Origin of the sequence: Micromonospora sp. NPDC048947, assembly GCF_040649495.1 — a bacterium.
Lineage (GTDB): Bacteria > Actinomycetota > Actinomycetes > Mycobacteriales > Micromonosporaceae > Micromonospora > Micromonospora alfalfae.
This window is the reverse complement of sequence record NZ_JBEZFO010000010.1, coordinates 196,842-221,867: the sequence shown is the minus strand read 5'-3', so window position 1 is coordinate 221,867 and position 25,026 is coordinate 196,842. Positions and strand designations below refer to the sequence as shown.

Annotated in this window: 24 protein-coding genes; 4 read left to right on the top strand and 20 right to left on the bottom strand. The window is 72.7% G+C overall.

The window, feature by feature from the left end; translation table 11 throughout:
• Nucleotide 1: 1 nt before the first annotated feature.
• The 16 genes from AB0B98_RS17135 to AB0B98_RS17060 all read right to left on the bottom strand — a co-directional run bounded on the left by AB0B98_RS17135 (nt 2) and on the right by AB0B98_RS17060 (nt 14,286).
• Nucleotides 2-778, bottom strand: a complete 777-nt coding sequence (locus AB0B98_RS17135; protein ID WP_357363637.1) for a hypothetical protein — start codon at nt 776-778, stop codon at nt 2-4.
• Nucleotides 779-809: 31 nt separating this feature from the next.
• Entirely contained in the window at nt 810-1,271 is a 462-nt protein-coding gene (locus AB0B98_RS17130) for a hypothetical protein (RefSeq protein ID WP_357363635.1), read from the bottom strand.
• Entirely contained in the window at nt 1,268-2,197 is a 930-nt protein-coding gene (locus AB0B98_RS17125; protein ID WP_357363633.1) for a hypothetical protein, read from the bottom strand. Before AB0B98_RS17125 ends, AB0B98_RS17130 begins: the two co-directional genes overlap by 4 nt.
• Nucleotides 2,194-2,709 (bottom strand): phage tail protein, encoded by a 516-nt coding sequence (locus tag AB0B98_RS17120; protein ID WP_357363632.1) that lies wholly within the window; start codon nt 2,707-2,709, stop codon nt 2,194-2,196. The genes AB0B98_RS17125 and AB0B98_RS17120 overlap by 4 nt, the downstream gene beginning before the upstream one ends.
• Nucleotides 2,690-5,359 carry a putative baseplate assembly protein gene (locus AB0B98_RS17115; RefSeq protein ID WP_357363630.1) on the bottom strand — a complete coding sequence of 890 codons (2,670 nt, stop codon included), beginning with the start codon at nt 5,357-5,359 and terminating at the stop codon, nt 2,690-2,692. The genes AB0B98_RS17120 and AB0B98_RS17115 overlap by 20 nt, the downstream gene beginning before the upstream one ends.
• Nucleotides 5,356-5,790 (bottom strand): GPW/gp25 family protein, encoded by a 435-nt coding sequence (locus AB0B98_RS17110; RefSeq protein ID WP_030489705.1) that lies wholly within the window; start codon nt 5,788-5,790, stop codon nt 5,356-5,358. Before AB0B98_RS17110 ends, AB0B98_RS17115 begins: the two co-directional genes overlap by 4 nt.
• On the bottom strand, nt 5,787-6,125 hold the full coding sequence (locus AB0B98_RS17105; RefSeq protein ID WP_357363628.1) for a hypothetical protein: 339 nt from the start codon (nt 6,123-6,125) through the stop codon (nt 5,787-5,789). The genes AB0B98_RS17110 and AB0B98_RS17105 overlap by 4 nt, the downstream gene beginning before the upstream one ends.
• Nucleotides 6,125-7,717, bottom strand: a complete 1,593-nt coding sequence (locus AB0B98_RS17100) for a contractile injection system protein, VgrG/Pvc8 family (protein WP_357363626.1) — start codon at nt 7,715-7,717, stop codon at nt 6,125-6,127. Before AB0B98_RS17100 ends, AB0B98_RS17105 begins: the two co-directional genes overlap by 1 nt.
• Complete coding sequence (locus AB0B98_RS17095; RefSeq protein WP_357363624.1) at nt 7,714-8,586, bottom strand: hypothetical protein; 873 nt, start codon at nt 8,584-8,586, stop codon at nt 7,714-7,716. Before AB0B98_RS17095 ends, AB0B98_RS17100 begins: the two co-directional genes overlap by 4 nt.
• The gene (locus tag AB0B98_RS17090; RefSeq protein ID WP_357363622.1) at nt 8,586-9,968 is read right to left on the bottom strand and encodes a hypothetical protein; all 1,383 of its coding nucleotides are present in this window, start codon (nt 9,966-9,968) and stop codon (nt 8,586-8,588) included. The genes AB0B98_RS17095 and AB0B98_RS17090 overlap by 1 nt, the downstream gene beginning before the upstream one ends.
• On the bottom strand, nt 9,943-10,425 hold the full coding sequence (locus tag AB0B98_RS17085) for a phage tail protein (RefSeq protein WP_030327509.1): 483 nt from the start codon (nt 10,423-10,425) through the stop codon (nt 9,943-9,945). The genes AB0B98_RS17090 and AB0B98_RS17085 overlap by 26 nt, the downstream gene beginning before the upstream one ends.
• 1 nt (nt 10,426) lies before the next feature.
• A complete protein-coding gene (locus tag AB0B98_RS17080; RefSeq protein ID WP_357363620.1) occupies nt 10,427-11,677 on the bottom strand; it encodes a phage tail sheath subtilisin-like domain-containing protein in 1,251 nt (416 codons plus the stop codon).
• Between the two features lie 23 nt (nt 11,678-11,700).
• Complete coding sequence (locus tag AB0B98_RS17075; protein ID WP_357363618.1) at nt 11,701-12,399, bottom strand: carboxypeptidase-like regulatory domain-containing protein; 699 nt, start codon at nt 12,397-12,399, stop codon at nt 11,701-11,703.
• A complete protein-coding gene (locus AB0B98_RS17070; protein ID WP_238670645.1) occupies nt 12,396-13,004 on the bottom strand; it encodes a glycine zipper family protein in 609 nt (202 codons plus the stop codon). The genes AB0B98_RS17075 and AB0B98_RS17070 overlap by 4 nt, the downstream gene beginning before the upstream one ends.
• 11 nt (nt 13,005-13,015) lie before the next feature.
• Nucleotides 13,016-13,360, bottom strand: coding sequence for a hypothetical protein (locus tag AB0B98_RS17065; RefSeq protein ID WP_357363616.1), 345 nt, complete (start codon nt 13,358-13,360; stop codon nt 13,016-13,018).
• A 143-nt stretch (nt 13,361-13,503) separates the two neighbouring features.
• The gene (locus AB0B98_RS17060; RefSeq protein WP_238670646.1) at nt 13,504-14,286 is read right to left on the bottom strand and encodes a DUF3153 domain-containing protein; all 783 of its coding nucleotides are present in this window, start codon (nt 14,284-14,286) and stop codon (nt 13,504-13,506) included.
• A 170-nt stretch (nt 14,287-14,456) separates the two neighbouring features.
• On the opposite strand from AB0B98_RS17060, the gene AB0B98_RS17055 reads away from it, so the two are divergent.
• Nucleotides 14,457-14,921 carry an NUDIX domain-containing protein gene (locus tag AB0B98_RS17055; protein ID WP_357363614.1) on the top strand — a complete coding sequence of 155 codons (465 nt, stop codon included), beginning with the start codon at nt 14,457-14,459 and terminating at the stop codon, nt 14,919-14,921.
• Here the strand turns inward: AB0B98_RS17055 and AB0B98_RS17050 are convergent.
• Complete coding sequence (locus tag AB0B98_RS17050; RefSeq protein WP_357363612.1) at nt 14,891-16,054, bottom strand: FAD-dependent oxidoreductase; 1,164 nt, start codon at nt 16,052-16,054, stop codon at nt 14,891-14,893. The two genes, AB0B98_RS17055 and AB0B98_RS17050, sit on opposite strands and share 31 nt — an antisense overlap.
• Before the next feature lie 67 nt (nt 16,055-16,121).
• On the opposite strand from AB0B98_RS17050, the gene AB0B98_RS17045 reads away from it, so the two are divergent.
• Both AB0B98_RS17045 and AB0B98_RS17040 read left to right on the top strand, forming a co-directional pair.
• Nucleotides 16,122-16,751 (top strand): TetR/AcrR family transcriptional regulator, encoded by a 630-nt coding sequence (locus AB0B98_RS17045; RefSeq protein ID WP_357363610.1) that lies wholly within the window; start codon nt 16,122-16,124, stop codon nt 16,749-16,751.
• Nucleotides 16,752-17,110: 359 nt separating this feature from the next.
• Complete coding sequence (locus AB0B98_RS17040; RefSeq protein WP_357363608.1) at nt 17,111-18,235, top strand: FUSC family protein; 1,125 nt, start codon at nt 17,111-17,113, stop codon at nt 18,233-18,235.
• Nucleotides 18,236-18,399: 164 nt separating this feature from the next.
• On the opposite strand, the gene AB0B98_RS17035 is transcribed toward AB0B98_RS17040, so the two are convergent.
• Together AB0B98_RS17035 and AB0B98_RS17030 are read right to left on the bottom strand one after the other, a co-directional pair.
• Nucleotides 18,400-19,101: a phospholipase gene (locus AB0B98_RS17035; RefSeq protein WP_357363607.1), complete on the bottom strand. Its 702-nt coding sequence runs from the start codon at nt 19,099-19,101 to the stop codon at nt 18,400-18,402.
• Between the two features lie 78 nt (nt 19,102-19,179).
• On the bottom strand, nt 19,180-20,172 hold the full coding sequence (locus AB0B98_RS17030) for a LacI family DNA-binding transcriptional regulator (RefSeq protein WP_357363606.1): 993 nt from the start codon (nt 20,170-20,172) through the stop codon (nt 19,180-19,182).
• Between the two features lie 160 nt (nt 20,173-20,332).
• Here AB0B98_RS17030 and AB0B98_RS17025 point away from each other — a divergent pair, with 160 nt between their 5' ends.
• Nucleotides 20,333-21,595 (top strand): MFS transporter, encoded by a 1,263-nt coding sequence (locus AB0B98_RS17025; protein WP_238670653.1) that lies wholly within the window; start codon nt 20,333-20,335, stop codon nt 21,593-21,595.
• A 253-nt stretch (nt 21,596-21,848) separates the two neighbouring features.
• Here AB0B98_RS17025 and ileS read toward each other — a convergent pair whose 3' ends face one another.
• Complete coding sequence (ileS, locus tag AB0B98_RS17020) at nt 21,849-24,995, bottom strand: isoleucine--tRNA ligase (protein WP_357363604.1); 3,147 nt, start codon at nt 24,993-24,995, stop codon at nt 21,849-21,851.
• Nucleotides 24,996-25,026: the final 31 nt, after the last annotated feature.

Genomic DNA, 25,026 nt, shown 5'->3' with positions numbered 1-25,026 from the left:
ATCAACGGGGCGAGGGGGTGGTGGTCCGGGCTGGTAGGGCCGCGGTCACCCGGACGGCCTTGACGATCGCCGGGATGGAGCCGATCAACAGAATCAGGCCCCAGATGATCGCGATGATCGCGAAGACCAGTGCGGCCACGTCGTCGACGATGCTGACCAGGATCACCGGCACCAGGTTGTGCAGGAACTCCAGCACCACAGTGCACAGCAGGGTGGTGAGGATCAGCAGGACGAGGCCCTTGTTCTGCAGGAAACGCGGCTGGGCCAGCACCAGCATCCCGGCCCACACCAGCTTGAGCAGCAGCACCAGCCCGAGCAGCACCGCCGCCTCGCCGACCGGGAAGAAACCCCACAGCGCCAGGTACGCCAGGGTGCCGAACGGGACGGCCAGGAACAGCGACACCATGATGGACAGCTCCACGAACGCGACAACCAGCGCGATCAGCCCGACGATGATCAGGATGATCGCGAAGATCAGGCTGGCGACGCCCTGGACTCGACCCTGGACGCGCTCGGGCAGCAGCAGGCCCAGGCAGAACAGGCCGGTGCTCCAGACCGCCACCGCGTCGATCAACGCCAGGTAGCCGGTGCCCCGACCGGACGGTTCGCTGACCCCAGACACGTCGTCGATCTCCACGTCCAGCGCGCCGGCGCTGTCGGCGAGGGCCGCGCCGGCGTCGGCGCCGCCGAGCAGCAGCCCGGCACCGAGCTCCACCCCGATCGCCAGGACGATGGCGAGCATGGCCATCAGCAGGAACGGCTTGCGCAGGTCACCCACGGCGGCACCTTCCTCTCGGGTCCCTGTCGGGTCAGGACGTGGCCACGACGACAGTGCAGCCGCCCAGGCCGGGGCAGACCAGGCCCACCTCGGTGGCCTGGTCGACGGCGATCTTCGCCACCGCGCCGGTGCCGTCCGCCGCCGGCTCGACCTCGTCGCGGATGGTGAGGTCGGCGTCGCCGGGCGCCGGGGCGACGACGGTGAACCGGGCCGCGCTGCGCAGCACCAGGGTGCGCAACCTGCCGGGGTCCGCGACCCGCACCACGCAGTTGCCGGAGAACTCCAGCCGGCCCGCCTCGTCGGCGCAGTCGGCGCTGACCGTCGCCGGATCCACAGCGGAACGCTCGCCGCCCAGCGCGCCCAACCGGTCGACGAACCCGTGGCGGGCCCCCGGATCACCCCGGTCGTCGCGGCCCGCGCCGACCGCGACCACGAACAGCGCCACCAGCAGGACGGCGAGCAGCCCCAGCACCGCCTTCTGCCGTCCACTCATCGGGCCACTGCCTGCGCCACGATCTCGGTGAACCGGATCTCGTCGACGCCCGCGAAGTAGCGGTTCGTGCCCTGCGTCTTGCCGACCACGAGCAGCGTGACCTGGTGGGGGCCCTTGGCGAGCCGGACCGTGCCGACGTCCAGGAATTCCGTCTTGCGCACCGTTGGCGTGAAGCCGAGGAACGTGCCGCCGACCTGGTTGCCGTCGATGACGAAGACGGTGTTGGCGTAGTCGAGGGAGGTGGTGCGTACCGCGGCGAAACGCCAGGTGCCGTCGGCCGGGATCTGCACCGTCACGGTCACCTTGTCGCCGATGGCCAACCCCTGGAAGAACAACTGCTTGTCGCCGGACCAGGTCACCCCGCAGCAGTTGGGCTGCGCCTCCACCTTCGCCCCGTTCTTCGCCGGGGAGTCCACCACCGCGCCCGGCACCAGGCTCTCCGCCTCGACGGTGACCACCCGAGGCTCGCCGGGGGTCGGCTCGCCGTCACGGGTCAGCAACACCACCCCCACGGCGACCACCACCAGCACCAACGCCGCCGCCGCGGCGATCCACAACCATGGGGTACGCCGTGGCGGCGCTACCGCCCGCACCTCGTAGGTGACCCGGCCGCTGGAGCGTGAGCTCTCCTCCGGCGCGGTGTTCGCCGAGTACGCGAACCCGGTCATGTCGTAGCGCCGGGGCGGGGTGCCGGCCGGCACGGCGAGTTTGACCAGGAACGACACCGAGCCCTGGCCGGGTACCACCCGTTGGGGTTCGGCGACGGTGAACCACGCCCGCTGGGAGCCGTCACCGGGCGCCACGTCGAACACCACGGTGTCCGGCGCGTTGCCCGGGTTGGACACGGTGAAGGTCAGCTCGCCGCTGTTGCGCGGGTCGACCGTGAACTGCTCGGCGGCGGCGACGACCGCCCACTCGGTGGTCATGACGACTCCTCTTCCAGGACGATCTCGACGGTGGCCGACGCGGGTTTCTCCGCCTCGACGATGCGGGTGATCACGGCGAGCTGACCGGCGGCGGCGACCGGCACCCGCACCACGACGTGGAAGGCCCGCTCGGCGGGCTCGTCGATGACGAAGCCCGACGCCCCGGTGGCCAGTTCCAGGGCTCGTCGCATTCCGTACGGGGTGCCGCGCCAGCGGGCCAGCAGGGCGGCGTTGGCCACCAGGTCACGCAGCCGACCCACCGGCAGCGGCAGCGGGGTGTCCGGCCGGGGCGAGGTCACCACGTGGTCCATCGCCACCCAACGGGCCAGCCGCACCACCAGCCCGTCCGGCGCACGGTACGGGTCGAACAGCGCGTCCACCTCGGCGAGGATCGCCTCGTCCGGGGCGTGCAGCCCCTCCATCACGTCCAGCAGCGCCCAGAGCACGCTGCCCGGCACGCAGGCCCGCTGGTAGGCGGCGGGCAGCAGCCGCTCAATCGCCGAGCGTCGCATCCTGGCGCACCACCTCGATGTCGTGCTCGCCGGAGCAGAGCAGCCAGGTGTCGGGGACGGTCACCACGTCGGCGGTGGCCTGGTTGGCGCTGGGCGTCCAGGTGACGGCGTCGGCGCTGCGGTGTACGCCGCGTTCGCCGCCGGCCAGGATCAGCCGCTCCGTCGGGCCGGTGCCAGCCGCGGCGCCCCCGGCCGTCGAGCCGCTCACCGCGATGGCGTCGACCGGCACGAACCGGGTCCGGTCCCGCAACGGCAACCCGCAGTTGACAGACACCGCCTGCCACTGCGGCTGGGCGGCCAGGGTGTCCAGCCGCAGCACCCCGCCGCTCTGCGTGGCCGCCACCGCCTGCTGACCGGTGAACGCTAGGTCACGGCAGGTGCCGCCGATCCACCCGGCCTGCATCGACTGCCACTTCACGTCGGACTCGAACAGCCGGGTGCGGTGGCAGCCCTGGCCGGGCTTCTTCGGGTCCGGTTCGCCGGCGCCGCTCCACAGCAGGGTGGCCGGGCCGTCGTACTGCACGGCGAGGACCCGGTTGTCCACGTTGGCCAGACCGACGTGACCGAAGCTGCCGGGCCGGCCGCCGCCTGTCGACAGGTACACCCCGAAGCTGGCCTGCGCCGCCACCGCCACTCCCGGCGCGCCCCGCTCGGAGACGAACGTGCGGACCGCGTAGAAGCCCCGGTCGGCGTCGGTGGGGTCGACCAGGATCTGCAACGGCACCGCCCCGGGCAGCAGCGACACCTCGTACAGGCCGGTGTCGGTGGCCACCAGCAGCGCGCCGGCGCCGTCGCGGTCCAACCAGGCCACGTCGGAGATCCGCGAGTCCAGGTCGGTGAGCAACGACCACGTCTCGCCCAGGTCGGTGCTCAGGTGCACCCGGGAGCCGCCCGAGGCGCGCAGCGTCACCACCGCCACCGAACCGGGACGCGCGACGATGCCCGGCCGTACCGGCGCGGGCGCGGGCGCGACCCGCAGCACCGTCTCGCCGTCGAACCGACCGGCCGGTTCCCAACCCGAGCCGCCGTTGCTGGAGCGGAACAGCACCGGGCCGCGCCCGGCGTACCAGGTGCGCGGCTGGTACTGGTCCACGGCGAGGGCGCGGACGTCGGCGTCGGGGGCCTCGTCGACCACGAACCGCACCGACTCGACGTAGCGCACCCCCGGCTCGGCGTGCTCCAGCAGCCGGTACACGTTGGAGGCCCGCAGTGGCTCGCCGAACGGCCAACCGGTCGGGTTGAGCGCGGTGGGCAGCGGGCTCAACGTCTGGTGCAGCCGGTCGTGGATGCGGCGACGGACCGCGTCCACGTCCTCCTCGCGGCGGACCACCACCCGGGCCCGCACGGACACCGCCTTGAACCTCGCCCAGGTGGCCCGGGAGCGGATGCCGACCATCCGGCGTTCCTCCAGGTCCGCCTCGACCCGATGGCGCGCCTCGGGTACCTCGTGCTCGCGCAGCAGCGCCACCGGCAGCCGACCGCCCGGTCGGGCGGCCTCCGGCACGTACGGCACCAGCACCACCTCGACCTCGCCCGGCTGGGCGAAGCTGTACACCGCCGCGCGGGTGAACGCCCGCGCCCGCGCCACCGCGCCGGAGCTGGTCGCGAGGATCTCGAAGTCGCGGGCGGTGACCGCCCGTTGCTGGGCGAAGAACTCGTACGGGCCGCGCAGCAGCACCGACTCCAGCGCCTCCATCTCCCGGCCCCCGGCCGCCGGGGCGGGGTTGTCCACGCGTACCCCCGGTAGCGGGTCACGCAGGCTGGTCAGCGTGCCCGCCGCCACGTTGCCGGTGGGTCCGCCACCGGCGCGGTACCAGAGCCGGATCTGCCGTCCGGCCGGCGGCACCGCCGCGACGGTCACCGGCGCTACGGTGCTCGCCGGTGCTGCCGCGTCGGCAGTGGCCTCGCCGTGCGGGGTCGCCCCGGCGGGGGGTCGCAGGTCGAGGGCCGGGGCGAAGATGACAGTGCCGGAGCAGCGGTCGACAAGGTACGCCTTGGCCTGCGGACCGAGCCCGGCGAAGCTGTCCACCGGCTGCCAGATCTCGAACGTGCGGGAGTCGTGCTCGCGGGCCGCCGCACCCAGCTCGACAGTGCCGGCCGGCACCTCCACCCCGAGCAGCAGGTCCAGCGCCTCGGCGGTGCGTGTCAGCGGCGCGCGCGTCGCGCGCAGAACCTGCCCCGGCTGGCCGGTGCCGACCCCGAGCAACTCCGCCTCGACCGGCTCGCAGTGGTGCATCCGCACCGTCACCGACGTCTCGTCGGCAGGCAGCAGCGTCGGCTCGGTGGTGACGAACACGACAGGCCGAGGGTCCGCGCCCCGGGCCGCGGCGACCCGCAGCCCGGCCGGGATCCGGACCGCACCGCGGTCGGTGCCGGTACGGGTGAACCGGACGTCCGCCCAGGCCGCTGTCGGCGCGTGCCGGGTGACCCCGAGCAGGTTCAGAAACGAGACGTACGCCTTCTCCGGCAACTGGTTCAACCGGTAGATCATCACCTCGGTGAGGTGTGCGAACGTCTCCACCAGTGCCATGCCGGGGTCGTGCGCCGACAGGTCGGTCCACGCCGGGCAGGACTGCCGGATCCGTTCCCGGGCCTCGGTGACCAGGTCGAGGAAGCCGCGATCGTCCAGGTGCGGCACGGGCAGCGTCATGATGCTCCTCCCTGAGCGGGCTCGTCGACCGGGAGCAGATCCACTGAGAAGACCAGTTGCCCGGGGGTCAGGCTGGCCCGCACCCGGTAGTCCAACCGGATCACCAACCGCCACGCGTCGTCCGGGTCCGGCCCGGCGTCCACGTCGATCACCTCGACCCGGGGCTCCCACCGGGCGATGGCCTGCCGGACGTAGTGAATGGCCAGGCCGGCCGTGGTGTCGTCGTTGGGCGCGAAAACCAACCGGTGCAGCCGGGAGCCGTACCCGGGTCGCATCAGCCGCTCGCCCGGCGTGGTCGACAGGAGCAGGAACAGCGCCTGCCGTACGCTCTCGTCGCCCTCGGTCATCGCCAGGCCGCCGGCCGCGGTGAGCGCCAACCCGCCGGTGCGGCCGGCGTCGAAGCCGGCGCCGACGAAGCGGAAGGCCCTCATCGGTCCGCCCCCAGGAACTGTTGGCGGGGGTCGCGCACCGTGTGCTTGACCAACCCCGGCGGTGTGCCGTTGGTGAACCCCTCCAGGTGCGACAGCACCACCCGGTGCCCGTCGACGCGGATCCAGTCGCTGTAGCCGACCCGGACGGTCAGCGTCGTCGTGCACGGCTTGATGGTCGGGCCGTAGTTCGGGCAGGCGACGATCGTGCGTCCCTCCGGGTCGTCGTCGACGAGCACTGGCACACCGGTGACGGTCACCCACTGCCGCGAGGGTCGGTTCTCGACCCGGCCGTCGTGATCGCAGGTGATCACGGAGTCCCTGTGGATCCAGCGCATCAGCCGCCTCCTTCGTGGTGGGCGCGGGCGAGCGAACGAGCCTGCTCCGCCGCGGTGCTCGGGTCCTCGGTCGAGTCGGCGTGCAGGAAGTCCACGCTGCGGGCGCGCACCACGATGGCCCGGCCGGGTGCGGAGATCACCAGGTCGGACGCCGCGTGCAGGGTGGCCAGGTCGGGGGTCAGCTCCAGGAAGCTTCCGCCCTCGGTGCCCAGCCGCAGGCTGCGCCGCACGTCGTCGACGACGATCGACTGTCCGCCGGCGGTGCGCATCGTCCAGCGGCGGGCCCTTCCGTCGTCGATGCCCGCGTCGTACGGCTCGACGGCGCCGAACAGCGAACCGAGCACGATGCCCGAGGCCGGCTCGCCGCCGGGCAGCACCACCAGCACGGTGTCGCCCGGATCGGGCAGCGCCACGAGACCCTTGCCCGGCCCGGCCCCGGGGCAGAGCACGGCGAGCCAGCCGGCGTCGAGGTCCCCGTACGCCGGCAGGGTCAACCGGACCCGGCCCAGCCCGTCCGGGTCGGCGACGTCGGTGACGCTGCCGAGGGTGACCACCGCCCCGCCGCCCGGGGTCGTCGGGGTGGCCGGCGGCGCAGTGGAGAAACGGGTCAGGTGCCCGTTGCCGTCCACCGTGTGCACCACCTCGGTCAGCACGTACGTCCCGGCGACCGGGTCGGGCACCCCGCCGAGGTCGACGCGCCGGCCCGGCCGTAGCGCCGGATCGCCCTCGGCCACCCCCTCGGCCGTGGCCAGCGCCGCCGCGCGGGTGTCCAACCGGGCCTGGGCCAGCGCCGCCAACTCGTCGTCGCTGCGGCCGGGCTGGTCCACGGCGGTGCGAACGCCGCCGGCACCCACGTCGGCCGGGTCCGGGCGGTCGTCGGCGGGTCGGCCGCAGCGCGCCTCGTCGACCTGCTGGCTGATCACCTCGGCCCGCTGCGGGTGCCAGCCCAGTGCCGCACTGGCACCGCTGGCCTGGTCGGTGTTCGTGGACAGTCGCAGGGTGTGCACTCCCGCGCCGAGCGTCAACGCGACAGGCTCCCCGTAGCCGGCGAGGGTGACCAGCCGGACGCCGTCACCGTCGGCGGCCAGGTGCAGCCCGGCCCGGCCGGCCACCTCGCGCAGCAGCTCCAGGTCGCTGTGCCGGTGTTGGAGCAGCCGCTCCAACCGAGGGCCGTCGACCTCGGCCGTCACCGCCAGCCCCACCGCGCCGCACAGTTCCCGGGCCAGCTCGACGGCGGTCACCGCGGTGAAGACCCGTAACCCCTGCCGCTTGCGCAGCCGGTGCAGCCTGTCGTACGCCCGCAGCCGCAGCACCGCCGCCCCGTCGGCGGCGAACTCCACCTCCACGCAGGTGACCTCGCCGCTGAACAGGGCGTCCACGTGGTCGGCGAGCCGTACGTCGAGCGCCGTGCCGGGACGTACCGCCGGGTCGAACGCGCCGGTCCCGGCGGTGGTGGCGAGCACCAGCTCGGCCTGGGTGGGCTGGTTGAGCCGGGCCGCCACCCGCACTGAGCGGACCCGCTGACGAGCCGCGCCGACCAGCTCGACGCCGTCGAGCAGGACGATCAACGCCCGGGGCGCGACGCTGGTCACGGCGTACCCCCGGGACTGCCGGACCCGCTCGGAACCGCGCCGGTCGGGCCGGTGGCCCTGTCCCACGGCGCTCCGGCGACCGAAGCGCCCAGGTACGACGCTCCCGCGCCCACAGCACCCGCCACCGACCGCGCCAACCCGGTCACCGAAGCGGTGCCGGCGGTCGGTGGGACGGCGAGGGTGGTGCCGGCCGGCACGGCGAGGGGATCGGTGATCCGGTTGTGTTCGGCAAGCAGCCGCCAGCGCAGCGGCGAGCCCAGCGCGTCGTTTGCCAGCAGGTCGAAGCGCACACCGGAGCGGCCCGGCTCGGCCGCGCCGTCACCGGCGGCGATCACCGCGCTGCCCGGCGCGGCGGTCGGGGTGCTCGCCGCGGCCAACTCCTCGGCGAAACCGGCCTCGGCCTGATCGGCCGTCTCCGCGGCGCGGACCAGCTTCAGCCGCAACCAGGACCGCCGCGGCGACCCGGTGCCGGTGAACGCGTCGAACCGTTCCGCCACCGCGACGATCACACCCGGCACGTTCCAGGTCTTGCCCCAGACCAACCGGACCAACGGCGGTCGCAGCCAACCATGCTCGGCGGTGGAATTCTCCGCCAGCATCCACAGCGGACGCGTGAGCACCCGGACGTCGGCCGGACGCAGTTGCGCCTCCACGAAGTCGACGTCGAAAAGCAGGTCCAACACCAGCTCGGTACGGCCACCGCCGGTGAAGACCAGCGGGTCGTCGGCCAGACCGGACCCGGTGAGCTGCCCGCCGTCGGCACCCCGTTGGCGTACGCCGGCGAGCCGGGTCACCTGCACGGTCTCCGGGTTGAGCAGACAGTCCACCCGAACGCCCGAGGAGTCGATGAGGAAGGCGACGCGTTCCATCAGTCACCCGCCTGTTCCCGGTCCAGTCGGGTCAGATGGGCGTTGTCCACCGACGCCCCGGCGACCGACCACAGCGCGGTGTCGTCGGGCAGCGCCGGCCATGGGTCGACACTCCGCGTCGCCGCGCTGGGCGACGGCCCGTCGACGCCCGACGCTCGCCCACCGCCGGCCGCTCCCGTCAGTGCGTCGCGCAGCGGGGCCACGGGCCCGGGTAGTGCCGGTTCGCCGGGCAGGGCCAGCCAGGGTCCACCGTCCCCGAGGCGATCCAGTTCGCCGCGCGCGGATGATGACGGGTTCCCGCCGCTCGTTGCCGTCGCACCGGCCCAGGACGCGTCGACCCCGCCCCGGGTCGGCCCGTTCACGAAGCGGTGCCCAGCCACCGCGTCCACCTGCGACGTCCGCGCCACGCTCGGCGCACCACCACGTGGGTGCCCGCCCGCATCCCCTCTCGGCCGGGCCTGGCCGTCCACCAGGTCGCCCCGGAACCCGTCGTGACCAGCCGAGAGTCGATCGGCGGTGGGTAGTGCGATGGAGGAGTCGGCGGAACGCCGGTGGGCGACCTCGCCGGGCCACTGTGCGTCAGGGTGCGGGTGGGAGGTGGTTCGGGTGGCTTCGCCATCCGCCCGGGGCAGCCCGCTCGCGTCGAGAGCCGTGCTGTCGAGGGCCATGGTGTCGAGGGCCGTGGTGTCGACCCGGGCCGCCCGCAGTACCGGAGGCGCCGCCGCGCCCGGTCCCGCCGGCCCTGTCGAACCGGCTGGCGGGGTCGACGGATCCGGCCAGGTGGACCCGGCCGGCATGATGGTCAGGTCCGAGCTGGTCGGGGGCGTCCCGTCGCCGGATGGGCAGGCAGCACCGGTGCCCGTACCGTCGGGCTGGTCACCGGCTCGCGACGGGCCCGCCCTGCCGGTTCGGCCCTCGGCCCGCGACCGGGTCGACCCCTTGTCCCCGCTCGCACCGGGCCCGCCCACGTCTCCCGCGTCGCCGAGCCTGTCGAGCCTGGGCCCGCCGGATCCGCCGGACCTGCCGGATCCGCCAAGCCTGTCGGACCTGCTGAACCTGGCGTTCGTGACCGGGTCCGCGCCGTCGGCGTCGACCCGAGCGGCCGGCTCGCCCTGCCCGCCGTTGCGGACCCCGGCCTCGGCGTTGCCGGTCGGGGACGGGTCGAGGTCCAGGTCGTGCAGCAGGCCTGGCGCGTGGGCCGCGACAAGGTCCAGCCAGTGCCGCGGAGGCTCCCCGAAACGGCGGGGGGCCACCACTGGCGTCTGCGACGGCGGCGGAAGGTGGCCGGCGGGCTCGACCCGCCCGGCGAGGCGTTGCACCGCCCCGGCCGCCGAGCGCAGCCGGCCGGCCAGCCAGCTACGCGGGCGTCGGCGCGGTGGCACCGCCGGTCTCCAGCTCCAGGCCCTCGTAGCGCAGGGTCAGCGAGGCGATGGCGATCTCGTGGCTGAGGGTGTTGAGGTGTGCCCCGCGCCACCGGGTCGGCCAGGCGTCGATCAGGTTCCAGCGCAGCACCTCGGCCGTCCCGACCGAGTCGAGCAGCACCACTGACACGTTGCGGCGGTTGAGAGTGCCCTGGGCGGTGGCGTTCACCCAGTCCCACAACTCACGGGAGGCGGTGAGGCCGAAGTGCAGCGTCACCGGCTCGTACTCGGCCTGGCCGGGCACCATCCGCATCCGACCCAGGCCGTGCTCCCGGTACGGCTGCCCGGGGATGTTCACCTCCAACCCGGTCATCTCGGTGAAGTGGCCGTTGGTGACGCCGTTGATGAGCAGTCGGAAGTTGTACGCCCGGTACGGGTCGACAGGGGCCCCGGGTTGCGGGGTGGCGGTGGTGGGCATGTCAGCCTCCGATCGTCTCGGTCTCGGTGCCGCCGGCCCACTGGCTCAGCTTGAACACCACGAATTCGGCGGGCTTGACGACAGCGATGCCGATGTGGGCGATCACCATGCCCGCGTCGCGGACGTCCGGCGGGTTGGTCTCCTCGTCGCACTTGACGAAGAACGCCTCCTCCGGGCTGCGCCCCAGCAACGCGCCGTCGCGCCACACCCGGGTGAGGAACGCCCCGATGTCGCGCCGGATCGAACGCCAGAGGGTGAAGTCGTTGGGCTCGAACACCATCCACCGGGTGCCGTTGGCGATGGCCTGTTCGATGGCGATGCTGAGGCGTCGGACGTTGAGGTAGCGCCACTCGCTGGCCTCGGCGGCGAGCGTACGGGCGCCCCAGACGCGGATGCCCTCGCCGGCGAAGTAGCGGATCACGTTGACGCCCTTGGGGTTGAGCACGTCGTGTTCCGGTCGGGTGACCAGGTAACCCAGGTCGACGGCGCCGCGTACCGGTTCGTTGGCCGGTGCCTTGTGCACCCCGCGCAGGGCGTCGGTGCGGGCCCAGATGCCGGCCAGGTGCCCGCTCGGCGGGGTGAGTTCCAACTCGCCGCTGATCGGGTCGCGCACCCGTAGCCAGGGGTAGTAGAACGCGCCGAACTCGGACTGTCGCGGCCGGTAGGCGGCACCCTCGTGGCCGCCGGAGCCGCCCGGCTGGGCCGTGCCGCCGCCGGGACCGCCGCCCGTACCCTCGGCGGGTTTCGGGGGTTTGCCGGAGGACGGCGTGGCCACCCGGGTCAACGCGGAGATGTCGTCGATGTCCGGCGCCGGGTCGCAGATCGCCACCATGGTGCGGGTGCGCTCGGCCATGCTGAGCAGCGCCTCGTGGGACACCACGTCGTGGAACCCGGGCGCGGCGATGATGGAGATCTCGTCGACGGCCTCCAGCAGTTGCAGACCGCCACGCCGCTGCCCGGTGCCGGTGATCGCGCCACCCTCGCCGACGTTCACCACCCAGCAGCGGGCGCCCCCGTTGTCCAGGAAGCCGAAGACCGCCCGGGCCAGCGGGGTGCTCTCCACCCGCTCACCACCGGCGAAGAGGCGCAGGAACTCCGTCCAGTTGTTGACCGGCACCGCCTTGCCCAGGTGGGCGGAGCGGTCCGGGGCGACGCCGACGAAGGCGGCGATGCTGGTGCTCGCCGGCCCGATCGGTCGGGCGCCGCTGGGGACCTCCTCGACATAGATGCCGGGGGAGAAGTAACTGGGCATCGGTCCTCCTGTGCCTGTGGGTGTCAGTGGGTCGGTGGCGCGCAGACGATGACGATGTCGTCCTCGGCCGGGTCGACGTCTGCGGTGAGGACGAGCCCGCGTCCGGTCAGCCGCAGCCGGACCGGGCCCGGGTGCTCGGGGTCGTGCGGGACACCGACGATCAGGAACCGGCCCGCGGTGTCGGTGCGGGTGGCGGACCCGGTGGCGGGCAGCTCGACCCGCATCGCGGCCAGTGGCTGCTCCTGGGGGCCGACCACCCGCCCACTGAGGCTGCGCACGTCGAGTTGCCGCAACCGCAGCGGTTGCAGCACCGGCGGCGCGGCCGGAGTCGGGTGCTCCACCTGCGCCGCCACGTCGATCAGCAGCGCCGGTCGGGGCGCCGTGCCGAATGCCGTCCACAGTGCCGGATCGCCCGCCTCCAGCACGACCGGGTAACTGCCATCGTTGGTAGCGGCGGTGAGTACCCGGTCCAGCCGGGGCAACCCGGCCGGACCGGTGACGCAGAGCAGGTGGCGGACAGTGAACCGGTACGGTTCGCGGACCGCGCCGCTGGAGCGGGTCTGCCGGGCGGTGCGCAGCTCCATCGGCCAGAGGGTGAGCCCGTCGGCGTCGTCGCACGGGCGGGGCGGGCCGATCGGGACCGGTTCCCCCGCCGCGCTGGTCACCCAGGCGGCCAGCGCGGCGGTGGCGGTCTCGATCGGTCCGCGCCCGTGGGTGGTCATCGCGGCGGCGTCCCCTGGATCCGGTACGCGATGGCTTCGTTCCACACGTGCGGGTAGACGCCGATCTCGAAGTACCGGGTGAAGCGGTTGATCGGCGCGTTGGTGTGGTCGTGGTAGAGCAGCCACACCGGCGCGATGGTGAACAGGACGTAGTTGGCCAGCACCAGGGGGATGTAGAGCGGACCGAGCAGGCGACCCTGGAAGATGTGCACGTCCTCGTGCCGCTGGATGCCGGAGCTGGAGCCGGCGCAGACGGTGCCGATGGTGGTGGCGTAGCGGGGTGAGACCCCCTCCACCACGCTGACCCGTCCGCTGCCCAGCGACGTGGGCCGGTCCAGTGAGTGCCCGAAGATCAGGTGCACGGTCAGGTAGATGGCGCCGACGACAGTGTTGAGCAGACTCCAGGTGTGGTCGACGACGAAGAGGAAGATGCCGCGCGCGTCCGAGGCGTACACCCCGGCGGAGGCCACCGACCAGCCGAAGACCGCGCCGACCACCAGGCCCACGACGGCGCCGATCAGCAGCCCGATCGAGCCACCGGCGAGGAAGCCGAGCAGGGCGGCGAAGCCGACCTGGATGGCTGCGCTGAGAATTCCGAAGACCATGACGGCACCCCTCAGACCCAGGAACGGAAGACTCGGGGTTCACGGCCCTGCGCGACCTGGGTCGGCGACGGTTGGGTCGCCTGCCGGTTGCCGGGCGGGAACTGGTTGACGCCGAGCGCGGCGGAGAAGATGACAAGCGCGTTGAAGAACGCGATGACCCACTTCTCGCCGCCGGCGTCGTCGGCGAACGCCGCTGTCAGGTAGGACAGCAGCAGCGCGATGGCGATGGCGATCCACTTGCGGAGCTTGTCGCCGCTCGGGCCGATCAGCCCGCCGATGACGTTGGTGGCCAGCACTGTGGCGGCGCTCGCGCCGGCGATGGTCCCCAGGGCTGCCCAGGTGAAGAGATCGTTCATGACGATCCCCCTTCTGCGATGGTGCGACCGGGATGTGGTGGTGGTGAGGTCCGGTGTCCCTGCGGGGAGCACCGGGGCCGGTCGCCGTCGTTTCGGGGGCGGCCGGGGCCGGGCGTGGCCGGCTGAGCCGGCCACCAGATGGATCAGCCGGGCCCCGGGGCGCCGGCGGGCGGGCCCGGCGGCGGGGTCGGACCGGGCGCAGCCGGCGCCGCGGGGTGACGGCGACGAACCAGGAGTACGCCCACCGCGGCGAGCAGCAGCAGGAGGAGGACACCGCCGACGACCAGCAGCCAGGGGAACCCGCTGTCGTCCTCCTCGCCGGCGGCAACCGGTGAGGAGGACGGTCGCGCTGGCGCCTCGGCAACGGCCCGCAGTTCGGCTGGCTTCTCCTGGTTGGGGTCGACCTTCCAACTGACCGAACGGCCGTTGACGGTGCCATTGCTGTCGATCACCCGGCCGGGGAATGTCACCGAGATCTCGAACGACATCAGCTTGAGGAACGCCTGTTGGTTTTGCGGATTCTGCTCCGCAACCTTTCCGCCATACTTCTTGGGATCGAGCGGCAGCGTGAAGCGGTACAGATCCCCGTCCCTGACCAGTTTCACGCTCTCGGTGTCGAACCCGGCGAGCGGCGCCTTGCGGTAACTGATCTGGGACCCGTAGAAAGTGTCGTCCTGGTAAAGGGTTTCCTCGCCCGCCGGTAGGGCGGGGATGTTCTGCCGCAGCTCCGCGAAGGCGACCGGGAGGTTCTTGTTACGACCACTCAGCACGGACTTCTGGGCCGTCAGCAGGAGCTGCCCGTCGACAGTGTCGTCGGCGTTGACTGTCAACCCCATGTTGAGTTGCATGCAGCCGCTCAGCGCGGCGAGAAGAAGGAGGCACACCGCGACGCGGAGTGCCCTGCCGCGGTTGACTCTCCTGTTCATGGGGTCAGTGTGTGTGATCGCTTTCACCATCAGCAGTCAACGATCGGTCACAACGAAGTCGCCGATTGTACCGGCGCACTGTCGCCTTTGATTAGCCCCGACGACGACCCGAATGACTATTCTGGAGCTTTGGGGCCGCGACGGTTCCTCGCCGGCCGTAGTCTGGTCGGATGAGAATTGTCGCGTGCGTCCTGTTGGTAGATCCCGACGGGCAGTTGCTGCTGCAACTGCGCGACGGCAACGCGACGCACCACCCGAACGTGTGGGGGCTGCCCGGCGGCCACGGCGAGCCGGGGGAGACGCCGGAGCGGACCGCCGAGCGGGAGTTGTGGGAGGAGACCGGCCTGCGGGCCGACGGGCCACTGCGCCCGGTCGCCGTGCAGTCGCTGCCCGAGCTGGCCCGGGTGAAGCACTACTTCCTCGGCAGCACCAGCGCCCGGCAGGAGGACGTGGTGCTCGGCGAGGGCGCGGCGATGCTCTTCGTCCCCGGTGCCGAGGTGCTCGACGGTCGTCAGTGGACTCCGGGCACCGTGGAGGTGTTGACCGAGTTCCTCGCCTCAGCCGAGTACACCGCCCTGGCCACCGGCCGGATCGCCGGGCCGGCTCAGCCCGCCGGTGGTCGCCAGTCCGCGTAGCGAGCCATGCTGCGCAGGGCCAGCCGGCTCGGGATGAGCCGCAACGCGACGGTCCGCATCGCGAAGGCAATCGGGTTGTGCAGCTGCTGTCCGAACCGCCCGGCAACGTAGGAGGCACGGGCGACGGACTGACTACGCGGTCGACGCTGCTCGTCGTACGCGGCCAGGGCGGCGGGTACTTCCTTGGCGCCGCCGGCGCAGACCGCGCCGAGCACCACCGCGTCCTCGATCGCCTGCCCTGCGCCCTGCCCGAGGTTGGGCGTCATCGGGTGGGCGGCGTCGCCGAGCAACGCCACCCGCCCCCGCACGTACGAGGGCAAGGGCTCGGCCAGGTAGTGGATGTCGTTACGTAGGACGGCTTCGGGCGGGGTCGCGGCGAGAAGCTCCGGGATGGGGGCATGCCAGTCGCCGAAGTGCTCCCGCACGGCCGCCAGTTCGTCGGGGGCGTGGCCGCCCGGCGGGGCGTTCAGCGCGCCGTACCAGTAGAGCTGGCCGTCACCGATCGGCACCATGCCGAACTCGGCTCCCGGCCCCCAGGTGATGGCGGCCGGGATCGGATCGGGAAACGCGATGGCCGCTCGCCAGGTCGTCGATCCGGCGTACACCGGGCCGGGGTGTTGCGGCCAGAGTTGGGCGCGGACCCGGCTGCGCAGGCCGTCGGCGCCGACCACCAGATCGGCGGTGAGGGTGTGGGGGCCGTCCGGCCTCTGGTAGCGCACCTCGGCGCGGTCCGGGCCCGACTCTACGTGCTCCACCACGGCGTCGGTGTGCAGCGACGACGCCGGCAGGGCCTCGCGCAGGGTGCGGTGCAGCGTGGCCCGGTGTACGCCGAGCGCCGTGGTGCCCAGCTGCCTGATCATCTCCGAGGCGTCCACCCGGGACAGCCACCGCCCGTGCCGGTCGCGCATTCCGCCGGGTGCCTCACCGTGTCCACCCCGGCGCAGGGCCGGGCCGAGACCGAGGGCGTCCACCCCGCGCACGGCGTTGGCCATCAGGCTCAGGCCGGCACCGACCTCGCGCATTTCGGGGGCGCGCTCCAGCACTGTGACCCGCCACCCGCGCCGGTGCAGGGCGAGTGCCGCGCTCAACCCGCCGATGCCGGCACCCACCACCACCGCGTGTGAGTCGTCCATGTCGATCCTCCTTCTACATCTGTAGAAGAGCGATACTACCTGCGGACCACCGGAAGGGAGGAGAGCCATGACGGCGCGGGCGAACCGGATCGCGACACTTACCGACGCGGCCATCGAGCTGATCGCCGACGGTGGCATGCGAGCCCTGACCCACCGCGCGGTCGACGGCCGCGCCGGAATGCCGCCGGGCACCACCTCCGCGTACCTGCGGACCCGGCAGGCGCTGATCGAGGCGGTCGTCGGACGGCTCGCCGAACGGGACCGGGCCGACCTGGCCGCGTACGACCTGCCCAGCGGCCCGCCACCCCCGACCCCTGCCCCCCGGCTCGACAGCGGCGACCTCGACGCACTCGCCGCCGGCGTCGCCGAGGTGCTCGACCGCTGGTTGAGCACCGGGCGCAGCCGGAGCCTCGCCCGCTACGCCTGCCTCTTGGAGGCGGTGCACCGGCCCGAGCTGCGCGGCATCCTGCAACACGGCACCGGCCTGCGGGTGCAGGCCCGGGACCTACTGACCCGGGCCGGGGCCACCGACCCCGAGCGGCAGGGCGACCAGTTCGTGGCGTTCGTGGACGGGCTGCTCTTCGACCGGCTGGCCGGAGCGGGCGCGCTCAGCGCCCCACCGCCCGGCACCGCGGCCAGTCGGGCCGACCTGAGCTCCGCCGTCCGTACGCTGCTGCGCGCCCTCAGCGGAGCCTGACCTGGACGGCGCGCCCGTCGTCGATCAGGTCGCCCGGCCCGGCATCGCGCGGACCCGTCGGCCCGCTGGCACCCGGGCGGGTAGCGACGCCCTGGCACCCGGGCGGGTAGCAAGCAGCCCGGTGATCAGGTCCGACGCGTGATGGGAGACGATCGCCTCGGGACGCCGCCGGCCGCCGGCATGGTGCCATGGGCCGGTCCTTTGGAGCTGAATCGTTTACGACATCGAACCTGATGCGTTTACGGCATCAGCTCCAAAGGGGGGAACGGACGGCCTGCTGCGGCGAGCCAGCGGCGTGGTGTCGCACTTCCGGCGGCGCGGCGGACCGGCCGGCCGGCGTGGGCGGGAGAGGGTGGGCGATGACGCGGTTCAGCGGCCTGCGGACGGCCGGCGGGCGGTTGCGGCAGGGCTGGCGGCCGGTGCTGGAGGCGACCGTCGCGGCGACCGTGGCCTGGCTGCTGGCCACCCGGTTGCTCGCCCACCCGCAGCCCTTCTTCGCGCCGGCCGCCGCGCTGATCGTCCTCGGTCAGGCCCGGGGGCAGCGCATCCGCCGGGCCGTCGAGGTCATCCTCGGGGTAGCCGCCGGGGTGCTCGTCGCCGACCTGGTGGTGCAGGCGCTCGGCCCGGGCAGCACCTGGACGGTGTTCACAGTCATCCTGCTCACCGTCCTCCTCGCGGTGGCCTTCGGCGCCACCGGCGTGACGCTGGTGCAGGCGGCCGTCTCGGCGCTCTACCTGGTGGTGGTCGCACCACCGGACGGCTCGTTGGTGCCGTTCCGCTTCGTTGACGCGCTGGTCGGCGGCGTGGTCGCCCTCGCGGCCAGCCTGCTGGTCGACGCCCGGCATCCGCTGGCGCCGCTGGTCGCCGAGGTGCGGCGGACCTTCGACGAGTTGGCCGGGCTGCTCGGCGGGATCGCCGACGCGCTGGACGACCGCGACGAGCCGGCGGCGGTCGCCGCGCTGCGGCAGGCCCGGGGGATGGACGCCCGGGTGGACGGGCTGCGCGACGGAGTGCTGGCCGCCGGTGAGGCGCTGCGGCTCAACGTCCGTCGACGTCGGCACATCGGTCGGCTGCGCTCCGTGGACGAGTCGATCCGGCAGATCGACTACGCGGTCCGCAATGTGCGGGTGCTGGCCCGTGCGGGCGTGACCCTCAGCCGGCTGCACACCCCGGCCCCGCCCGAGCTGGGCGCCGCCCTGCGGTCGCTGGCCGAGGCGGTCCGTCAGGCCGGTGCCGCCCTCGCCGCGGACCTGAACGGGCAGGAGGAGACCGCCGACCGGCACGCCAGCCGGGCCGACGAGTCGGCGTTGGCCGCTGTGCACGCCGCCGGGCAACTCTTCGGCCCCACGCAGACCCTCCCCCTGGCGATGATCATCGGTCAGGTTCGGGCCACGGCCATCGACCTGCTGCGGGGCGTCAACCCGGAGGACGACGCCGCAGTCCTCGCCCGCGTCGACGACGCCCTCGGCCTCCCCCCGGTCTGACGTCCGTACCGATCAGCGGCAGTTCCCACGCCCCGCCCGGGTCGATCAAGGACTTGTGGTGCCTCCCGTAAGCCACTTTCCGTCGTCAATCGCCCACCACAACTCCATGATCGACCAGGCTGCGGCGGGGCGGGGCGGGGCGGGGCGGGGCGGGGTGGGGTGGGTTACGTGGTGAGCCAGGCGAGGGCGGAATCGCGGATCGGGGTGGGAACGTCATGGCCGCCGGGGAACTCCTCGTAGGTCACGTCGTAGCCGAGGTCGTGCAGGTGGGGGACGAGACGGCGGCTGCACACGTCGATGGGCAGCACCCGGTCGTCGACCCCGTGCGAGATGAAGATCCGTGGCCGGCCGTGGGTGACCGGTGGGGCGGCGAAGCCGGGGGAGAAGGCCAGCACCGCGTCGACCAGATCCCCGTTCGCCAAGCCCAGGGACAGCGCGTACGAGGCGCCGTCGGAGAAGCCACCGACCGTCACATCGGCCACCGGGTAGGTGTCGAAGACGGTCGCCAACAGCCCGTCGATGCGCCCCACGTCCGCCCCGAAACCGCCGGCGATCAGGTCCCAACTGGCCGCCGACGAGTCCGGGGCCACAAGCAGCAGGTGCTGCGCGTCCGCGACCGGCAACAGCAGGTCCAGCCCCTGTCGCGCGGAACCGCCCGCGCCGTGCAGGAGCAGCACCAACCGGTACGCCGAAGCGTCGGTCGCCGGCTCCGGGGCGTACCCCAGGGCCAGCCGGTCACCGTCGGGACCGGTCATCGGCACCAGCCCGGTGCGGCCCTGCGCCACCGGCGGGTGGCGGCGGGCGGTCAACCGGCCGTCCCGGGGGCTCGGCGCCGGGTCCCAGTGCGACGGCGCGGAGTCGGACACGGGTCGGCGCTCCTCACGCTGGACGAAAGGTCCGACGCGGTTACCCGGCCCGGACGGGGTTAACCGCCGAGCGTCGACTCAGGCGCTGGCCCGCGCCACCAGGGCCGACGGGAAGAGGGTCGCCGGTGCTGCCGGGCGTCCGTCCAGCAGAGCGGTGGCCGCTGCGACAGCGATCCGCCCCACCGGGTGACTCGCCGTGGTCAGCGCCGGGGCGGTCATCCCGGCCAACGGAATGTCGTCGAAGCCGGCCACAGCGACGTCGCCGGGCACCCGCACACCGGCGTCCCGTAGGCCCGCGATCACCCCGAGCGCGGTGTCGTCGCTGATCGCGTAGACCGCGTCGATGTCCGGCCAGCGCTGCAGCGCCTCGCCGGCCGCCGTCCGGCCGCGCGCCGCCCGGAAGTCCCCGGGCAGTATCCGCTCCGGTAGGCCCGCCTCGGCCATCAGCCGGCGGTACGTCTGCACCGGGCGTTGCGCGCAGGGCAGCCACCGGGGGCCGGTCACCATGGCGATCCGGCGGCGCCCCGAGGCGTACAGATGGCGCAGCACCGCTTCGGAGCCGGCGGCGTTGTCGACGTCGAACGACGGCACTGTCGCCGAGCCGACGCCGATCGAGACCACCCGACCGTGCAACGACCGGGGCACCGCCGCCAGCAACTCCTCGGTGGTGTTGACCAGGATCACCCCGCACACGCTGCGATCCCCGTCGAGTTGGTGGAGGCTGCGGGGGTCGCCGAACGGCAGCCAGTGCAGTGCCACCCCGACACCGGCGGGCGTGCACACCCGGGCGGCCGAGCCGACCACCTGGTGCACGTACGGGTCGTCCAGCACCGCGTCGCTGGTCCCCAGAACGGCCACCACCAGGCGGACGCCGCCGCCGCGGACCAACGCCCGGGCTGCCGGGTTGGGCACGTAGCCGAGCTGGTCGACGGCTGCCGTGACCTGTTTCCGGGCGGCCGGCGACGCGAACCCAGTGCCGGCGATCACCCGCGACGCCGTGGACCGGGACACCCCGGCGACCCGGGCCACGTCGTCAAGAGTGGCCGGTCGCTGCTGTGCCGCTGTCGTCATCATCGCCTCCCGCGGCGGCCCGTCCGGTCGGACCAACGCCTGCGCACATCATGCCCCGGCCCGACCAGCAGCGGTAAGGGGCGGTCCTGGGTTGTGGTGGTAGCGCTCTCAGGTGTGCGATCGTGCCAGGAGATCACCCCGAGAAAGAGGAACCGCCCTCGTGAGCGCCCCCACCAGTCGACCCCTGGCCCCGCACACCGCCTCGCCGAACCTGCGGACGGTGCGGCTCGCCCGCAACGGTGTCGCCGCCACGTTCACCCTCAACGGGCTGGCCGTCGGCAGTTGGTTCTCCCGCGTTCCGGCGGTCCGTGAGGCGTTGGACCTTTCCGCCGGCCGACTCGGGCTGCTGCTGCTGGCGATGAGCGTCGGCGCGCTGCTCGCCATGCCCACCTCCGGCCTGCTCGCCCAGCGATTCGGCGCGGCCCGCACCGTGACGATGGCCACCGTGCTGGTAGCGGTCGGCCTGACCGTGGCGGGGCTGGGCGCCACGATGACCGGGTCGTTCGCCCTCGTCGCCCTGGGGTTGGTTGCCCTCGGCTACGGCTCCGGCGCCTGTGACGTGGCGATGAACGTCGAGGGCGCGGCTGTGGAACGACGGCTGGGCCGGACGATCATGCCCCGTTTCCACGCCGGGTGGAGCCTCGGCTCGGTGGCCGGGGCGGCGCTGGGCGCCGGGGCGGCCCGCTTCGACGTGTCGGTCGGCGCGCATCTCGTCGCTGTGGCGGTGGTCGTGTTGACCGGCACCGCGCTCGCCGCGCGGACGTTTCTGCCGGTGGGCAGCGACCACACCGGTGACCCGGCGGACGCCACCCCCGCCGCCCGTCGCCGGGCGCAACTCGCCGCCTGGCGAGAGCCGCGCACCCTGCTGATCGGGCTGTTCGTGCTGGTGGCAGCGTTCACCGAGGGTGCCGCCAACGACTGGCTGGCCGTCGCGTTCATCGACGGACGGGACCTCAGTGAGGCTGCCGGCGCGGCGGTCTTCGCCGTCTTCGTGGTGGGCATGACCGTCGGACGCACCCTCGGCACCATCGCGCTGGACCGGTGGGGTCGGGTGCCCGTGCTCAGCGGCACCATCGGCCTCGCCGTGGTCGGCGCCGGCCTGGCCGTGCTGGCGGGTTCCGGGCCGGTGGCCGTCATCGGCGTCGCACTGTGGGGCCTCGGCGCGTCGCTGGGTTTCCCGGTCGGGATGAGCGCGGCGGCCGACGACGAGGCGCACGCGGCGGTACGGGTGAGCGTGGTCGCGGTGATCGGCTACACCGCGTTCCTCGGTGGCCCGCCCTTGCTGGGGCTGATCGGCGACGAGGTCGGCATCCTGCGCGCGCTGCTGGCGGTGCCGCTGCTGCTGCTGCCGACCCTGCTGCTGGTGCCGGTGCTGCGCCCGCCGCACCCCGCTGAGACAGCTCCGTCGGTGGTCAAGAACTGACCCACTTCGCTGCCGGGCGGGTGCGTGGCCGACTGCGCCGCGCGCCCGTGCTGGTTACGGTCGCCCGATGCCAACCGAAGAGATCACCGCCGGCGCGGCGGGTAGCCGGACCCCGCGTCCTCCGTCTCGCCCGGCGGCACCCTGCGCGTCGGCACCGGGCCGGCCCGCTACGCCACCGAGCTGATCCGCGCGGCGCTCGCCCCGTACCCGGAGGACCTGACCCAGCTCGGTTGACCGCCCGCCCGGCCACCGCTCAGGCCCGCACCACGTGTACGACGATCTCGTAGCCTTCGCCCACGGTGCCGGAGAAACCCTCCGACAACGCGTCCAGCACGGTCAGCTTGAGCGCGAGGGTCTCGTGCGCGATGAGCTTCTGATGCGCGGTGATCGCTGCCGCCACCTCCGGGGACGCGGCGATCGACACCGTGATCCGGTCGGCGACCTCGAAGTCGGCGTCGCGGCGGGCCTGTTGGATGATGCGGACGACGTCGCGGGCGACGCCTTCGGCCGCCAGCTCGGGGGTGATCTCGGTGTCCAACGCGATGGTCGCGCCGCGCTGGGACTCCACCACCCAACCGGTACGCGGCACCTCAGTGATCAGGATGTCGTCCAGGCCCACCTCGACCTGCGCGCCGTCGACAGACAGCGGGTACGTCCCGTTGGTCCGGACGCCGTCGACCAGGTCCCGGGGGGTCACGGCGGCAATGGCCTTCGCGACGTGCTGGGTGCGGTTGCCGAACCGGCGGCCCAGGGTCCGGAAGTTCGCCTTGACCTGCACGTCGATGACCCCGCTCTGGGCATCGAGCGGCTGGAGGACCTTGACGTTCAACTCGTCGCCGATGTCGTCAAGCAACGCCTGCGGGAGAACGGTGCCGGCCGGTAGCCCCACGAGCGCCCGGCTCAACGGCTGCCGGATCCGCAGACCGCTCGCCTTACGGGCGGACCGGCCCGCCTCGGCCAACGCCCGCGCCGTGGCCACCTGGGCCGACAACTCTGTGCTGATCGCTGTGGTGTCGGGTGTGGGCCAGGTCGCCAGGTGTACCGACTCCGGAGCCGACTGGGCACCGCGCCGGACGACCTGCTGCCACACCTCCTCGGTGACGAAGGGTATGAACGGCGCCAGGAGCCGCGTGAGGATGTCGAGGCACTCGTACAGGGTGGTGAGGGCATTGGGGTCGCCCTCCCAGAAACGCTGCCGCGACCGCCGTACGTACCAGTTCGACAGGTCGTCGATGAAGTCGGCGAGCAGTCGGCCGGCGCGCGCCGTGTCGTAGTTCTGCATCCGTTCGTCAACGGCGGCGGCGAGGGCGTGGACCTCGCCGACGATCCACCGGTCCAACACCGGTCGCTGGGCCACCGGCTGCGCCAGATGCGGCGCCCACGTCGAGTTCGCCGCGTAGAGGGAGAAGAACGCCGCGGTGTTCCAGTAGGTCATCAACACCTTGCGGACGATCTCGTCGAGCGGGCCGGGCCCGATCCGGCGCGGCGACCACGGTGAGCCGGAGCAGGCCATGAACCAGCGCACCGCGTCGGCCCCGTGCGTGTCCATCAACGGGATCGGCAGCAGGATGTTGCCCAGGTGTTTGCTCATCTTGCGGCCGTCCTCGGCCAGGATGTGCCCGAGGCAGACGACGTTCTCGTACGGGGACCTGTCGAAGACCAGCGTGCCGACCGCCATCAGCGTGTAGAACCACCCCCGCGTCTGATCGATCGCCTCGCAGATGTACTGGGCCGGGTAGGTGCGCTCGAAGATCTCCCTGCTACCCGGCACGTGGGGGTAGCCCAACGACGCGAACGGCATCGCCCCGGAGTCGTACCAGGCGTCGATCACCTCGGGGACCCGGGTGGCGACCTGGCCGCAGTCCGGGCAGTTGAAGGTGATCTCGTCGACATACGGACGGTGCGGATCCAGCTCGGACAGGTCGGCGCCGGCCAGCTCTCCGAGCTCCGTGCGGGAACCGACAGCTGTCACGTGGTTGTCCGGGCATCGCCACAACGGCAGCGGGGTGCCCCAGTACCGCGAGCGGGACACCGCCCAGTCGATGTTGTTCTTCAGCCAGTCGCCGTAGCGGCCGTGTTTGATGTGCTCCGGGAACCAGTTGGTGTTTTCGTTCTCCCGGGTCAGCTCGTCGCGGACCTCGGTCGTCCGGATGTACCAGGACGGCTGCGCGTAGTACATCAGCGGGGTGTGGCACCGCCAGCAGTGCGGGTACGGGTGCTCGAACGGCTCATGCCGGAACAGCCGACCCGACGTCCGGAGACGGTCGATGAGCAACGCGTCGGCGTCCTTGAAGAACATCCCACCGACCAGGTCGATGTCGTCGTTGAAGCGCCCGTTCGGGGCGACCGGGTTCACCAGCGGCAACCCGTACGCGCGGCAGACGGCGAGGTCGTCCGCGCCGAACGCCGGCGCCTGGTGCACCAGCCCGGTGCCGTCCTCGGTCGTGACGTACTCCGCGAGGACCACCCGGTGCGCGTCCGGGATGTCCACCAGGTCGAACGGCCGCTCGTACCGCAAACCTTCCAGGGCCGACCCCGGCAGGGTCGCCAGGATCTCCGCCTCGTCGCCGAGGACCCGCCGGGTCAGCGGTTCGGCGACGACGAACGTGCCCTGCCCGGTGCGGGCGAGGGCGTACGTCACAGCGGGATGCACGGCGACGGCGGTGTTGGACACCAGGGTCCACGGGGTGGTGGTCCAGATCAGCAGGTCGACGCCGCCGTGTCCGGCTACCTCCCCGCGCAACGGGAACCGCACGTACACGGACGGGTCGGTGACGGTCTCGTACCCCTGCGCCACCTCGTGGTCGGACAGGGTCGTTCCGTCGCGGGTGCAGTACGGCGCGACCCGGAAGTCCTCCACGAGTCGCCCGCCGTCGTGGATCTGCTTCAGTGACCACCAGACGCTGTCCACGTACTCAGGGGACATCGTCTGGTACGGATGCTCCAGGTCGATCCAGTAACCCATACGCTCGCTGAGCTGGACGAACTCGTCCACGTGCCGCAACACGGAGGTGCGGCACAGGGCGTTGAACTCCGCGACGCCCATCCGCTCGATGTCGGGCTTGCCGCTGAGCCCCAGTTCCTTCTCCACAGCGAGCTCAACGGGCAGACCGTGGCAGTCCCACCCGGCGCGGCGCGGCACCGAGAAGCCCCGCATCGTCCGGTACCGGGGGAAGAGGTCCTTGAAGACCCTCGCCTCGATGTGGTGGGTGCCAGGCGTGCCGTTGGCGGTCGGCGGCCCCTCGTAGAACACCCACGGCGGACCGTCGGCCGTCTGCTCCAGACTCCGGTTGAACACGTTGTTGGCTTGCCACCACTCGATGACCGCGCGGTCCAGCCCACCAAGGTCGATCTTGGTGGGAAGTGGCACGAATGGCGACTTCGACGGACCGTCCGGCACCGACGTTCTCCCTACACTTCACGTCCGCTCG